This window comes from Armatimonas rosea, from assembly GCF_014202505.1.
Lineage (GTDB): Bacteria > Armatimonadota > Armatimonadia > Armatimonadales > Armatimonadaceae > Armatimonas > Armatimonas rosea.
Genome location: NZ_JACHGW010000002.1, coordinates 1,032,197 through 1,045,848 on the forward strand (window position 1 = coordinate 1,032,197; position 13,652 = coordinate 1,045,848).

The 13,652-nt window shown below is 56.8% G+C and carries 11 protein-coding genes; 7 read left to right on the plus strand and 4 right to left on the minus strand.

Going from position 1 to position 13,652, the window contains the following annotated elements; genetic code table 11:
* Window positions 1-68 precede the first annotated feature (68 nt).
* Window positions 69-2,033: a tetratricopeptide repeat protein gene (locus HNQ39_RS12700; protein WP_281380243.1), complete on the plus strand. Its 1,965-nt coding sequence runs from the start codon at window positions 69-71 to the stop codon at window positions 2,031-2,033.
* 82 nt (window positions 2,034-2,115) lie between these two features.
* Here HNQ39_RS12700 and HNQ39_RS12705 read toward each other — a convergent pair whose 3' ends face one another.
* From HNQ39_RS12705 to HNQ39_RS12715, 4 genes are all read right to left on the minus strand, one after another.
* Window positions 2,116-2,532, minus strand: coding sequence for a hypothetical protein (locus HNQ39_RS12705; protein ID WP_184196328.1), 417 nt, complete (start codon window positions 2,530-2,532; stop codon window positions 2,116-2,118).
* 249 nt (window positions 2,533-2,781) lie between these two features.
* The gene (locus HNQ39_RS12710; protein ID WP_184196331.1) at window positions 2,782-4,020 is read right to left on the minus strand and encodes a DNA sulfur modification protein DndB; all 1,239 of its coding nucleotides are present in this window, start codon (window positions 4,018-4,020) and stop codon (window positions 2,782-2,784) included.
* Between the two features lie 1,007 nt (window positions 4,021-5,027).
* Window positions 5,028-5,153, minus strand: a complete 126-nt coding sequence (locus HNQ39_RS30280) for a hypothetical protein (protein ID WP_281380244.1) — start codon at window positions 5,151-5,153, stop codon at window positions 5,028-5,030.
* Window positions 5,154-5,181: 28 nt separating this feature from the next.
* A complete protein-coding gene (locus tag HNQ39_RS12715; RefSeq protein ID WP_184196334.1) occupies window positions 5,182-6,360 on the minus strand; it encodes a sialidase family protein in 1,179 nt (392 codons plus the stop codon).
* A gap of 274 nt (window positions 6,361-6,634) precedes the next feature.
* Here HNQ39_RS12715 and HNQ39_RS12720 point away from each other — a divergent pair, with 274 nt between their 5' ends.
* From HNQ39_RS12720 to HNQ39_RS12745, 6 genes are read left to right on the plus strand one after another with little or no spacing between them, the layout of a single operon-like run.
* Window positions 6,635-7,672 (plus strand): LacI family DNA-binding transcriptional regulator, encoded by a 1,038-nt coding sequence (locus tag HNQ39_RS12720; RefSeq protein WP_184196338.1) that lies wholly within the window; start codon window positions 6,635-6,637, stop codon window positions 7,670-7,672.
* A gap of 35 nt (window positions 7,673-7,707) precedes the next feature.
* Window positions 7,708-8,490, plus strand: coding sequence for a prepilin-type N-terminal cleavage/methylation domain-containing protein (locus HNQ39_RS29620; RefSeq protein WP_221289975.1), 783 nt, complete (start codon window positions 7,708-7,710; stop codon window positions 8,488-8,490).
* Window positions 8,491-8,495: 5 nt separating this feature from the next.
* On the plus strand, window positions 8,496-9,926 hold the full coding sequence (locus HNQ39_RS12730) for an MGH1-like glycoside hydrolase domain-containing protein (RefSeq protein ID WP_184196342.1): 1,431 nt from the start codon (window positions 8,496-8,498) through the stop codon (window positions 9,924-9,926).
* Window positions 9,927-9,972: 46 nt separating this feature from the next.
* A complete protein-coding gene (locus tag HNQ39_RS12735; protein WP_184196345.1) occupies window positions 9,973-10,812 on the plus strand; it encodes a dihydrodipicolinate synthase family protein in 840 nt (279 codons plus the stop codon).
* The gene (locus HNQ39_RS12740) at window positions 10,809-11,771 is read left to right on the plus strand and encodes an exo-alpha-sialidase (protein ID WP_184196348.1); all 963 of its coding nucleotides are present in this window, start codon (window positions 10,809-10,811) and stop codon (window positions 11,769-11,771) included. The genes HNQ39_RS12735 and HNQ39_RS12740 overlap by 4 nt, the downstream gene beginning before the upstream one ends.
* Window positions 11,756-13,651, plus strand: coding sequence for a glycoside hydrolase family 127 protein (locus tag HNQ39_RS12745; protein WP_184196351.1), 1,896 nt, complete (start codon window positions 11,756-11,758; stop codon window positions 13,649-13,651). Before HNQ39_RS12740 ends, HNQ39_RS12745 begins: the two co-directional genes overlap by 16 nt.
* The last annotated feature ends 1 nt before the right edge of the window (window position 13,652 follow it).

A 13,652-nucleotide genomic window follows, 5' to 3' on the forward strand; every position in this document is an offset into this window, starting at 1 on the left:
GGTCGTTTATAAATCGAGATAATTTCCTAGGAGAATTAGAAATAGCTCTAAAGCAAAATGATGTTGCATTGGTTGGTATGGGGGGTATTGGAAAGACGCAGATGGCTCTCAAACTTTGTGAGGCATCTGCATTGAACTATCCTTTGGGGATAATCTGGCTTCGTGCTGATACTGAAGATAATCTCATTATTGACTTAAATAAAGCTGCCCATATGGAAGCTGCACGTCCTTTTATTTCAGCATCTATCGTTGAAACAAAAGCATCAGCCCTAAGCTTCTGCGAAGCATTGTCGAAACGTGACGGATTTCTTATAGTTTTTGACAATGTTGATTCGTGGGAAACAATTGTCGAGTTCTACAATGTTCTTACTAGAGATAGGACAGACAATAAAGGGGGACGTTTTCTTATTACAACACGCCTACGCGACATGAATCCTGTAGGTTCGCGCGATCTGAAAAATATAAAAATCAAATATTTAGCAACGTTTAGTACAACATTGGGGGCTGAACTGATTTTCTTGCGCCGAGGACGGCCTGCTGAGAGTGAGGAGGAGCGTAGAGAAGCTGAGGAATTATCAAGACGATTGGGTGGTTTGCCTCTTGCGCTAGACCAGGCAGGGGCGTATCTGGCACTTCCGGACACTACGATAGATGAGTATCTAAACGAATATGAGAAGTCAGGTACCAACGGGGGAGCTAATTTACGGGATGAGCGGGCACCGGGGCATAATCCGCAGACCGACAATGAGAAATATCTAGAGCATGAGTCGGTTCGTCGGACGTATAAAATTGCTCTGGACTGGCTGAGGTTGGAGTCCGCGGACTCCGTGACACTACTCAATCTTTGTGCATTTCTTGCACCCGATAACATTCCTGAATTCCTATTTACGGATGATCGTAACAAGGAGTATTTTGGAAAGACTTATTTTAAGAGTGTCCGACATGCAGCGGTTCGTCTGTCTTTATTAGAACACGACGCAACTGAGAAAACACTTTCGATGCACCGCGTAGTGCAGGATGTAGCACGGGATTTGATTGGAGAAAAAGAAGAAAGCATGTGGATAGAACGCGTAGTAGATATTATTCGCGTGGCTTCTGACGATGAATGGCATGAAAATTGGTGGGAAAAACAGTTGCTTATTCCACACTGGGATTTTTGTACAAGGCATTCGATTCGAAATAATATATTTACATTATCTTCAATATGGATCATGTCTAATTTTTCATTAATGGAAGCATATTTAGAAAATGTAAATGATTCGAAGAATATTGCGAGGATTATAATGAATAAATATAAGCATGAAGATATTCATTCCATAGAATTATGGAACGTTTTGGGGATGATTTTTAGAATTAATGCAGATTTAGAGGAAAAGGAAGCATGTTTTAGGGAAGCTGAAGCATGTTTTAGGGAAGCTTTGAGAATCATGAATAAAAATCAATATGATAATAATTCTCTAAAAATCTCAATATATAATAATTTGGCTGGAATTCTGCGGAATAGACCGGATGTTTTAAAAAACGGCATCGTCTTGAAGCCTGAAGTTATAAAAGAATCAGCAGAATTATTTAATAGTGCTATCGAAATAGCAAGAATAGAGCATGGAGATGACAGCCCAAATTTAGCTGCACCATATAATAACATGGCAGGATTATACCGGATTCTAAAATCTTATGACGAATCAGAAAAATATTTTAAAAAATCAATACAAATATCCATCGAGAAAAATAAAAATCATATATTTGATTTCAATCTAGCTAGTTATTTTAAAAACATTGGATTTTTAATGAAAGAAATAAATAATATTAATGAATCTGAAGAATATTACGGAATTAGCTTATGGATATATCTTAATATTGATTCCATAAATCCAAATAATGCAAAAATTGCAAATAATCTTGAGGATTGGATTGAAATTCGTAAAAAATCTAAATTTAATATAAATTATATTTACGAATATCATCCTTATCGTGTAAAGATTGAGGATTTAATAAATTTAATCAAAAAGAGATATCCAAATATCAAAATATAATTCACCCAGCCAGATACCTGGCTGGGTGGAGATCGCCGTAATCCAATTAATGGGTTTTAAACCATTATAGATAATCTTATTGTTACCGTGGTATTGGAATTGGATAATTATCCTGACTCCACTGCCCACCAGAATTAGCTTTTCCATCACGCACCATTGTTTGTACTAACATTTGCGTCGCAGTTCTATCAGTTGTTACATCAAAATCTGCCCTCAGCGCTTTCATGCCTGCATCATATCTTCCTGAAAGAGGTTGAACCCCATCATATTTTTTAGAATCTTTATTACTATGATAGTAGCAGTGGCAGACGTGCGTTGGGTATTTTGTTGCATATTTCGAAGTTATATCAACACCATTTTCATATGTTCGGTAGTACACAGAATCAACCTGTCCGTATGTCCCAGCCTTATATCCCACGATTTGAATTCCTGTCCATGGAGTTTGAGCTTTAGCCACCGGACGATGAAGAAGTATGGTCGGCGCAGCAATCAAAGCCACGAGACCAAGAACACCTATTCCCACCCTGTGAGGTTGGGACAGGCGAGTTTGCAGAGATGTACGAGACAAGTTCATTTTGATTATCCTCCATGTAGAAGGACACTGAATTGAACTAAAAAGTTGCATGCGAAAAGAAATATTTTATGCTGATTTGTTTATTGATTGTTCTTTAATATCAATAAAATATTTTTAATATTAAAATATAATAATGAAATCTAACTAAAATTTTCAATTGGAAATATATTATAATTAAGGTTGATAACTGGCAAGTTCTCGTTCCAGCCAAACCTCTCCGCGCCGCATTGTGGCGAGTTGCCCTCCTGCTTGCTTGAGCATCAGCGCCGTGGCGACGGTCTTGTTTGGAGAGTTCACCATCCGGTTCAGCGACGGACTCCAGAGAATCTGGTACCATAACTCATCAGAGAGATTCATCGGAGCTTGAAAGACAGCAGCGACGGCGCCCTCAGTGGACAGCCCTTCGTTCTTCCGATAGCGGATCGTGCGGAAGATAATATCCAGACCCACGGGACGGAAGAGAAGATGCCCACCGTCCTTATTTCGATAGGGAGCCGACGCGATCTCGACTTCCTGAGCCTCAGCGAACGTGCGAAGCTCGGGACAATGCGCCTTGATCGCTTCCCATAGTTCTACCGCCCGCTCATAGAAAGAATCCAACTCCTCATCGTTCGGGCGTTGTCTCAGATACGCTGCCCAGCCGCGCGCACTCGTGGGCTTCAGATAGAAATCCAGCGCGTTGTAGAGGGTCTCAACAGTCGTCAAACTCCTGGTGTCAGACGTGGACAACGAGCGGGTTTTGGCGAGTGAAAGACGGTCTTTGAGAAGCGGGTACTCCTCCATCAACCGTCGAACCGTGACCGCAATCGCATCGTCTTCATCGAGCGCGATCTTCTCCATCGGGCTGACCGCTTTGGCATACTTGTTCAGGGTCGTGAACAGCCGCCTGGTGCGTTGTAGCCCCTCCTGTGTTGTCTTGTGGCCGACAAACAGCACTGATACTTCATCTGTTGTGAGGTCAGGTCGCTTTTCCAGAGCCTTCTTGATACCTGCCATGCGATGCTGGCCATCAATAGCAAAGAGTTTCTCCGTTCCCTCCAGGCGCAGATAGCCAACAATACCCTCGGTGTTCTCCCCAGGCCCCTCGGGAAATTCACGGTTGCCGCGCACATCGAGTTCGTACCACTCGGGCGAACCGCCGTACACCCCGATCACAAGTCCATTGAAAAACCGTTCATCGTTGTCTGGCTGGAGCAAATAGGCCGCGATTTTCGTAGCATGCCCTTCTTCAATTTCCCGCTGGATCAATTTAGAGAGTGTCTTGCTTTGGTGAGCTCCTGGAATCTCACTTACTCGGCTCACCCTGTCGCGCAGGTCTCCCAGACGCATACAGGCGATGTAGTACACTCGATCACCCATCTTAGCACGGAGCGCAGGCAGGGTAAGCGCGGACAATTTTTTTTCTTCAGGCATGTCTCAAAAGGCTCCTACGACTGGGCGGAGGGAGGCGGGAAACCGACTCGGACTATTACAAGGCGGAAGGAACGCTTCCATCAAGTCATCTTCCAGAGTGGTGATGTCGGCTTGCGGCGCTTCTGTGTAGCAGAACCACAGATGCGAGTTGTAAAGGTTCAGCAACCGGAAAATCCTGGGCCGTCCACTTTCGCGTCGTTCTGTACTTAGATACTCCCCGAAACGCCGCCGAAGATCGGATGCCTGCCCAACGTACATCAAGTAGCTACTAAACGGATGCCCAGCTACCCCAGAAACTAGAATCAGTGTGTAGACCCCGGAACGATCTGGGATACTTACCTGGTTCCCTGCCTCCAGGCGATATTCTTGCCATCGGCAAGGCACCCGATTCCGGTACGCCATCCATTGGCGGGGCCACATACGCATATCGTGAGTATGCTTCTTCAGCTCGTCCTGCTCTTCAATGACATCCTCTACAGCCATATCGTCACCATAGAATTCGCTAAAAGGAGGCGATCTCCTTCTCTCGCGACAAACGCATCCGTTACCCTAGCCCCGAGTCCGAACGTTATGCACTCGTCCCAACTTCGGGACGACCAAGCGCAGACTGGCTCCCTAGCCCCTGGTGCGACCAACAACACCAAAACCGCTGCCAACCAACCTTGAAAAATCGAAAAAATTAAGTACATCAATACACAGGTAGTAATTTTTGCATGATTATCGTGGTACCATCTGTTAGCATTTGTTATCCATGGCGGTTGCGACTCTTAATCAGCGGGTCATAGGTTCGAGTCCTATACAACCCATCCAAGAGCGGTTCTTATCAGTAACTGGTAAGAACCGCTCTTCGTTTTGGGGCCTGACACTATTGACAATTGTTGCCTAAGTGACGGTGACAGTAAATACACTGGCTCAGATTTCCGCCACGACACCGTTCCGCTCCGCTCGCTCTTGGCTTCATTGGTTCCCATAATGCCTCCAAGACGAGTTTGGCTTTGAGGGGGCGCTTACTCATGAGGTAGCTCGCGGCCGCCGACATAGCCTTTCCGTGCCTCCCTAAATCTAGAGACTGTCTCCTTTGCCGTATCGGGCAGGGGCTTCTGCCAGCCGAGCTTGAGCTCGATGACAGGCACGCGTCTGGCTTCCCAGTCACCACAACCTCTAGGATAAGGATCGTCTCTCAGACAGGGGCATGAGGAGGTTCTTGTCCACTTGTAGCCACTGGTCGATCTCGGTGAGGGTGAAGCGGGCCTGAAGGAGGTAGGGGGGCTTGCCCCGACCTCCGGGATGGTTGGGGTGCTTCGAGCCGGGCTGTACCTCCCAGTGACCATAGCTGATGGCGACAATACAGCCATTGGGGAGCACTTCGAGGCCGGTATAGCCGCAGTCGCCGATATTGGCGTTGGTGGAGTTGCCGAAGTTACGGTGGAGGCGGATGCGGCAGTAACCCTCCCGGCTCTGCACAAGATCGTCCCAGGTACCCACCCAGGCGACCCAGTCACCATGGCTGGGATTGGTGGGGTTGAGAGGGCTATAGTCGCGGAAACAGATGACAAGGCGGCCATCGGGGGCGTATCGCGCTGTATGTCGCTCACCGGTCAGGGAGCCGGGGAGCTCGACCGGGTCGGACCACGTCGAGCCACGATCACGGGAGAAGCTAATCATCGCGTTGGTCTTTTTGTTTTGCGGGCGGAAGAGAAGGGCCATGGACGCCCCATCGGGGGAGACCACGGCACCCGCCTCGCAGAGGCCAGCGGCACGTGCACGCAGGCGCCCTCCCTCACTAGCGAAGGGGATCGGTGTGAGCTGAGAGAAACGGCAGTCGAAGCCCCCTGGTGCTGTAGGATCGGCGACAAGCTCTAGCTCAACGGTAAAGTTGTCGAAGTTGAAGTCGTGGAAGATGCCGCGGAAGCGATCTCGCTGAGCGAGAGGCCAGAGCGAGGCGAGGGCGACAATCGCACCACGAGTGCCTTCCAGCCTCCATTGTTTGCGGGGCGACCAGCTATTCCCTTGGTCGTCACTCCACATCCACTCCAGAATCCCTTTCGCTACCTGGCAGGTGACGAGAAGAACGCGCTCACGGCCACCGGGCAGGGGGAGCTTGTAGAGCGTAGGAACCTCAGGGACGGTCGCTACGTCCACTTCGACGGGGCACCACGTGTTGCCTCCGTTGTGGCTACGGCTAAGAAGCAGCTTTCCCTGGCCGTGCCCATCCGGGTACGCGGTGAGGAGGGTCTTGCCATCTTGGAAAAGCACGGTGGTCGGCTGTCCGAGATACTGCCCCTCGCGTCGGGCGACGACGGAGAGCGTCCAAGGAGCGGCAACAGCGAGGTCGAGCATTGGAAGGGAGTAGTCGCGGCGTACGCGGCGCTCCGTTTGTTCTGTAGAGGACTGTCTGGCTCTCTTCATGGAATTAGGGACTTGATGGAGAGAGCGCACTCTCACATCTCCATCGCAACAGGCGTTATACCACCTCTCCCGGCGAGACGCAGAGCTTGGCGATGTCTTCGCTCACGACCGAACCAATCACCGCTAACTTGACAGCTACTTACGAGGGAGGTATATTCCAAGTCACGTTTGCATAAACGGTTTAGCAAGCCGTTCAGGGACAAAGATGCCTGTTTCACTACGCGAAGTTGCAGATCGTGCGGGGGTGGCCCGTGCGACGGTCTCCAGTGTCCTCAATGGCCGGGGCGATAAGGTTCGGATCTCCTCCGAGGCGCAGGCACGCATCCGACGTGCCGCCTCAGAGCTGGGTTACCGACCCAACCGGCTGGCGCAGGGGCTCGGGAAAGGCCGCACGAATATAGTCGGGCTGATGATCGCCGGGCTGCGCAATCCGTTTTTTCTGAGCCTGATGGAGGCCGCCGAGGAGCGGGCTTTCCGCACGGGCTTTGATGTCCTGCCCGACTCCGCCTTCAAGCTGCGCGCCTCCTACGAAGCCGAGGGCAAGCTCGGGGGCTGGCCGATGGATGGCATCCTGATCTGGGTCTCGCCCAACGAGCAGCTCTCGGACTTTTTAGGCACCCAGCGCGAGGAGCTTCCCGTGGTCTATCTAGGCTACCGACGGAGCGATGCGACTGACTTTGTGGCTATCGACCGCGAGGGCGGTGCCCGTCAGCTCATGGAGCACCTCTGGGAGCGTGGCTACCGGCGTGTCGCTTACTTAGCCCCCGGAGCCCACCTGCCCTCCAGCGACCCGCGCTTCTTGGCCTATCTCGATTTCTGCCAGCGTGCCCAGCAGGAGCCCGAGCGCCTTGGCAGCGAGCCCACCGATCCCATGTCGATCGTGACCCAGGCGTGGATGCGGGAGATGGGGCTCGACGCGGGGCTGGAGCTGGCGGCGCGCCGCCCCGAAGACCGCCCGGATGCCGTGGTCTGCCTCAATGACCTGGTGGCGATCGGTCTCTACAACGGCCTGCGGCGCGGTGGGCTGCGTGTGCCTGAGGACATTGCCGTGGCAGGCTTTGACGGCATCGACGAGGGGAGGTTCCTGGAGCGCCCACTGACCACGGTGGTGAGCCCCAGTGTGGCGCTCGTGGAGAGAGCCTTCGATGTCTTGACGGCCCGCCTCAGTGAAAAAGACAAGACCGTACTCCCGCCGCAACAGGTGACGCTGCCCAGTGAGCTGCGTCTTGGGGAGACCACATGACAGTGTTAGTTACTCGCTCTTAAGGAGGAGCTTTTATGAAGAAATCATCTCTATCCCAAGGGTTTACCCTTATCGAACTCTTAGTTGTGATCGCGATTATCGCCATCCTTGCGGCCATTCTCTTTCCCGTTTTTGCCCAGGCCCGTGAGAAAGCGCGACAGACGGCCTGCCTCTCGAACCAGAAGCAGCTCGGAGTCTCGTTCATGATGTATGTGCAGGACTACGACGAGACCTTTCCTCCGGCGGACTACAATGGCCCGGGGCGAGTGAACTGGTACTCCATGATCGAGCCGTATATTGTCGCGGGCATCAAGACGGGGAGTCCTAGTCCGGGTCAGAAGCTCTCCATCTACTTCTGTCCCAGTATCGATGCTTTTGGAAAAGAAGACCCGACCTGGTTCACCCGCTCCGGCAACGCCCGGCCGATCCCGCTACGTAGCTATGGACCCAACTCGAACCTGATGCCCGCTGGCCGTAGTGCGACAGCCGCCAACCCCGTCGTGGTCAATAGCCTCGCCTCGGTAGGCTCTCCAGGGAGCCTGATCATGCTCGCCCCCTGTGGAGGGAGCATCCCCGAGGTCAGTGGCCGCGATGAAGTCGCGTACGCGTCGCGCAGTATCCACGAGCAGGGCTACATGCTGGCACGGCGGCGGCACATGGGAGGCGAGGTCTACACCATGGCCGATGGACATGCCAAGTACTTCAAGGCCCCGGATGACTACACCAAAGAGAGCCTGACGGGCGCCTGCTGGAAGTCTCCGACGCAAGATCCTAAGTACGCACGTTGCACAGCTTGGTTCAACGCACTCGGCGACTAAATAAAATGGTTCTAGAGAGTGGGGCGTTTGCCCACCACATCGAGCGCTTTAATGCGATGGAGGACGAGTCCCTTGTGCAGCTTATCCCCAATGCAAGAGCCTGGGAGTGGCTGGTGGCAAGTGCCCCGCTCTTTGAGTGCCCGGATACCCAGCTCACCGAGACCTACTACTTCCGCTGGTGGAGCTTTCGCAAGCACCTCAAGCAGACCCCTCAAGGCCGAATCCTCACCGAGTTTCTCGCTCCGGTGCGCCATGCGGGCGCGTTCAACTCGATCTCCTGCGCTCTGGGGCACCATATCGCCGAGGGACGCTGGCTCCGCGAGACGGCACTCCTGGATGAGTATGTCGCGTTCTGGTTTCGGGGCAACGAGGGCAAGCCGCAGCCGCACTTTCATAAGTTCAGTGGCTGGGTCCCCGCCGCGCTGGAGGCCCGTGGGAATGTCACGGGGAGCCACGCGCTCTTTACCACCCTTCTGGAGGACATGATCGCGGACTTTCACGCCTGGGAGAAAGAGCGGCTCGCTCCCGAGGGGCTCTTCTGGCAACATGATGTCAAGGATGGCATGGAGGAGTCGATCAGCGGCTCACGCACGGTCCAGAACCTGCGCCCGACCATCAACGCCTACATGGTCGCCAGCGCCGCCGCTCTCGGACGAGTGGGCAAGCGCCCGGAGTTTATAGCAAGATCTCGCGAGCTTATTGCCAAGACCCAGGCACTCCTCTGGGACGAGAAGGCGCAGTTCTTTAAGGTCCGTCGCCCCGATGGCTCCCTCTCCGATGCACGCGAGGCAATTGGCTTCGTGCCCTGGCAGTTTGGGATCGCGGAGAGAAAGCACAGCGCCGCCTGGGCACAGCTCACCGACCCACAGGGCTTTGCCGCCCCGTTTGGCCTCACCACCGCGGAGCGCCGCCACCCCAAGTTCCGCACGCACGGCACGGGAAAGTGCGAGTGGGACGGTGCCCTCTGGCCCTTTGCGACCTCGCAGACCCTCACGGGGCTGGCAAGTGCCCTGCGTCGCTTCAACAACCTGCCGATTCCCCGCCGCGCTTGGTTCGATGCCTTCCTCACCTACGCACGCAGTCACCAGCGCGAGGGCAAGCCCTATATCGGGGAGTACCAGGACGAGACAACGGGAGTCTGGATCAAGGGCGAGGAGCGGAGCCGCTACTACAACCACTCGACCTTCGCCGATCTCCTCATCACCGGCTTGGTGGGGCTCACCCCCCGCGCCGACCAGAAAATCGAGGTCGATCCGCTCCTGCCCGAAGGCACCTGGCCCTGGTTCTGCCTGGATGGCGTGGGCTACCACGGACGCCTGCTCACCATTCTCTGGGACGCCACCGGGAGGCGCTACGGACGGGGGGCGGGCCTGCAAGTCCTCGCCGATGGCAAGAAACTCGGCCAGAGCAACCGGCTCAGAAAGCTAATCGTATGACTGCCACCGCATCGTATGACGGTCACCGCGCGGAGGTGTTTCCCGGATGAGTAAGTTTCTTACCGGTGTTGTTGTCCCCATGGTCACGCCCGTGACAGCGGAGGGGGCTGTGGATGTGCCCGCGGTCGGGCGGCTGGTGGAGCACCTGGTCACCGGCGGGGTCGATGGCATCTTTGTCCTCGGCACCACCGGCGAGGCACTCTCTGTCCCGCAGGCGGAGCGGGAGCGGCTGGTCGAGGCGACGGTGGCTGCCGCGCAGGGGCGTGTTCCCGTTGTCGCAGGGATCGCGTCCAACTGCTTTGCGGAGTCTTGCCAGGCCGCCCAGACCTACACTGCACTGGGAGTGGCCGCCGTGGTCGCGCACCTCCCGTTCTACTACCCCCTCACCGACGAGCAGAGCGAGCACTGGTTCCTCACCCTCGCCGACACCCTCACGGTCCCGCTGCTGCTCTACAATATCCCCCAGACCACGCACCAGAGTATTGCCTTAGCGAGCATCGAGCGGCTGCGCCAGCACCCAAGGATCATCGGTATCAAGGACTCGTCCCCCGACGAAGCACGGATCGCGGCGCTCTTGGAGGCAGTCGGCGGGCTCCCGGACTTCACCGTGCTGATCGGGGCGGGGCTACGCTATGCCCAGGGGCTACGGCTCGGTGCCGATGGGATCGTCCCCAGCACCGGCAACCTCGCCCCCGCGCTCTGCCATGCGCTCTGCACCGCCCCCGACACGGAGATCGAGCTCCTCCACCAAGAGCTCATGGCCTTGACGGCAACCTACCAGGCGGGAAAGACTCTCGGGGAGTCGCTGGCGGCGCTCAAGGCGCTTCTCACCCTGCGCGGGCTCTGTGGTCCTGAGCTGCTCTTGCCTCTGCGGAGGGCGAGATGATCGAGGTCGAGGTTCCTCCGCTGGACTTTACCCAGACCACCGGCGGCCTGCCCCTCTGGCCAGGCGCCACCTCCGCGACCGTGGTCTCGGCACCGGATTCGCTTGGCTGGACCTACCACCACCACCCGGATATTGCTTGCTGGAAGGGGCGGCTCTACGTGGCCTGGAACGCGTGCGAGCGCGACGAGGACACGTGGCCGTCGCGCGAGCTCTACAGCATGTCGCAGGATGGCAAGCGCTGGAGCGCGCCACAAGAGCTCTTCCCGCAGGGGATTTCGACACCGCTCCGCATGTACTTCTACCACTCTCCCGAGGGACGCTTCTTTGCCCTCGCGGGAAAGCGCGTGAGCCAGGAGCCAACCCGTGAGGCGACCAAAGGCCCGCTTGTCGCCCGCGAGCTCCACGCCGACCATACCCTCGGGCCGGTCTTCGACGGCGCGGAGCTTCAGGCAGACCCGCTGTTTCTCGCCCAGCAGGACTACGGTCGGCTGCTTCCCGAGGCGGGGGTCTTTGCAACCAGCAAGGCGCTGAGCTTTTTTCGGCGCGGCGACGGTGCCTGGGTCGCGGTGGGGAAGAAGCGCTGGGTTGCAATCTCGCACGACGATGGCGCGACATGGACGGAGCCTGCCTGCCCACCGACCCTGATCACCAACATGGGAAAGGTCTGGGGCCAGCGCCTGCCCGGTGGCCGCTTCCTGCTTGCCTACAACCCGCACGAGCACTATCGCTTTCCGCTCGCCCTGGTCACCAGCGACGATGGCGTCCACTTTGGGAAGATGCAGGTCGCACACACCGAGCTCCCCGCCCGCCGGTTTGAGGGGCTCCATAAGAGTATCGGGGCGAGCTACGCCCGTGGGCTCAGCCCCTGGTCCAGCGACGGCTCCCGGAGCGAGTCCTGCGCCTGGCTGGTCTATAGTATGCACAAAGAGGAGATCGTGGTGACATGCCTGCCTCTCTGAGCCATGCCACGCGCTGGACCGACGGCTTCTGGGCGGAGCGGGTCGCGACCTGCCGCCAGAGGACGATCCCTGCGCTCTGGAAGCGGATGGAGGGCACCGAGCCGACCCACTACCTCCAGAACTTTCGGATCGCCGCCGGGCTGGTGACGGGCGGTCCTGAGGTGCGCCACCGGGGCGCGCCCTTCAACGACGGCGACTTCTACAAGTTGCTGGAAGCATCGTGCGCGAGCCTCGCCCAGCACCCCGATCCCGCGCTTGAAGCCAAGGTCGAGGAGGCTGTCGTGCTGATCGGGAAGGCGCAGCGCCCCGATGGCTATATCCACACTCGCTCGCAGATCAAGCAGCAAGCCCCGTTCTTAGAGCCCACCGACTTTGAGCTCTACAACATGGGGCACCTGCTGAGCGCCGCCTGCACGCACCACACGGTCACGGGCCGCGAGAGCTTTCTCACAATTGCCCGCAAGACCGCCGATTTTCTGGAGCGTGCCTTCGCCGCCCCAACCCCACAGCTCGCCCGGTTTGGCATCTGCCCATCGCACTATCTCGGGCTCCTCCATCTCTACGACACCACCAAGGAGCCGCGCTACCTCGCCCTGGCCAAGCGCTTTGTGGACATGAAGGATATTGTGCCTGAGGTGGGGGCGGGCGACGACAACCAGGACCGCGTGCCCTTTCGCCAGCAGACCGAGGCGGTGGGGCATGCCGTCCGGGCGAACTACCTCTACGCCGGAGCCGCCGCGCTCTTTGCTCAGACGGGAGACCGGACGCTCTGGGCGGTGCTGGAGCGTGTCTGGGAGAGTGTCACCACTAAGAAGCTCTCGCTGACGGGCGGCTGTGGAGCGCTCTACGATGGGGCATCGCCGGATGGCTCGGAGGAGCAGAAGACCATCACACGGACGCACCAGGCCTACGGGCGCAGCTACCAGCTTCCCCACCAGACCGCCCACAACGAGACCTGCGCCAGTGTCGGCCTCGTGCTCTGGGCCTGGGAGATGTTCCAGTGCCAGCCCGAGGTGCGCTACATCGACACGCTGGAGCAGGCGCTCTACAACACCGTTCTGGCGGGCGTGAGCCTCGGCGGCGATGCGTTTTTCTACAACAACCCCCTCCGCGCCCTGAAGCAACAGCCCGCCCCGCTCCGCTGGCCCCGCACCCGCGCGGCGTTCTTTAGCTCGTTTTGCTGCCCGCCCAATGTCGCCCGGACGGTTGCGCAGGTGAGCCGCTTTGCCTACAGCCAAGCCGAAAATGCGCTCTGGGTGAACCTCTATGGGAGCAATACGCTGGAGGCGGAGGGCATCAAACTTGTCCAGGAGACGCGCTACCCTTGGGACGGCACGGTGACCCTGACAATCACCCAGTGCCCGGAGACGCTCAAGCTGCGGATTCCTGCCTGGGCGGACGGCGCGAGCTTGGCCGTCAATGGCAAGCGCGTGCGTGAGAAGTGCCTCCCGGGCACCTACGCCACGCTCACCCGCGCCTGGAAAACCGGCGACCGAGTGACCTTGACGCTCCCCCTGCCCGTGCAGCTCATCGAAGCCCATCCCCTGGTCGAGGAGGCGCGCAACCAGCTTGCCGTCCAGCGTGGCCCGCTCATCTACTGCCTGGAGTCCGCAGACCTGCCGCCTCGCTCGTCGCTGCTGGATATCGCACTGCCCGGCACCGTACAGCTCACCCCGCGCTTCGATCCCGCGCTCCTTGGGGGCGTTGTCGTGCTGGAGGGCCGCGCCTTGGTGCGGGTGTCCTCGCCCAAAAACACCGAGGCGCTCTACCGGGTCTATAAGCCCACACCTCCCCGCTCGATTGACCTACGACTGGTTCCCTACTTTGCCTGGGGAAACCGGGGAAACTCGGAGATGTCGGTCTGGCTTCCCCATGCGTGAA

What these genes read in the sequence shown, in the direction of transcription:
- HNQ39_RS12710 (WP_184196331.1), bottom strand. Translation starts at nt 4,020, where the DNA reads ATGCCTGAAGAAAAAAAATTGTCCGCGCTTACCCTGCCTGCGCTCCGT.
- HNQ39_RS12715 (WP_184196334.1), bottom strand. Translation starts at nt 6,360, where the DNA reads ATGCTCGACCTCGCTGTTGCCGCTCCTTGGACGCTCTCCGTCGTCGCC.
- HNQ39_RS12720 (WP_184196338.1), top strand. Translation starts at nt 6,635, where the DNA reads ATGCCTGTTTCACTACGCGAAGTTGCAGATCGTGCGGGGGTGGCCCGT.
- HNQ39_RS29620 (WP_221289975.1), top strand. Translation starts at nt 7,708, where the DNA reads ATGAAGAAATCATCTCTATCCCAAGGGTTTACCCTTATCGAACTCTTA.
- HNQ39_RS12730 (WP_184196342.1), top strand. Translation starts at nt 8,496, where the DNA reads ATGGTTCTAGAGAGTGGGGCGTTTGCCCACCACATCGAGCGCTTTAAT.
- HNQ39_RS12735 (WP_184196345.1), top strand. Translation starts at nt 9,973, where the DNA reads ATGAGTAAGTTTCTTACCGGTGTTGTTGTCCCCATGGTCACGCCCGTG.
- HNQ39_RS12740 (WP_184196348.1), top strand. Translation starts at nt 10,809, where the DNA reads ATGATCGAGGTCGAGGTTCCTCCGCTGGACTTTACCCAGACCACCGGC.
- HNQ39_RS12745 (WP_184196351.1), top strand. Translation starts at nt 11,756, where the DNA reads ATGCCTGCCTCTCTGAGCCATGCCACGCGCTGGACCGACGGCTTCTGG.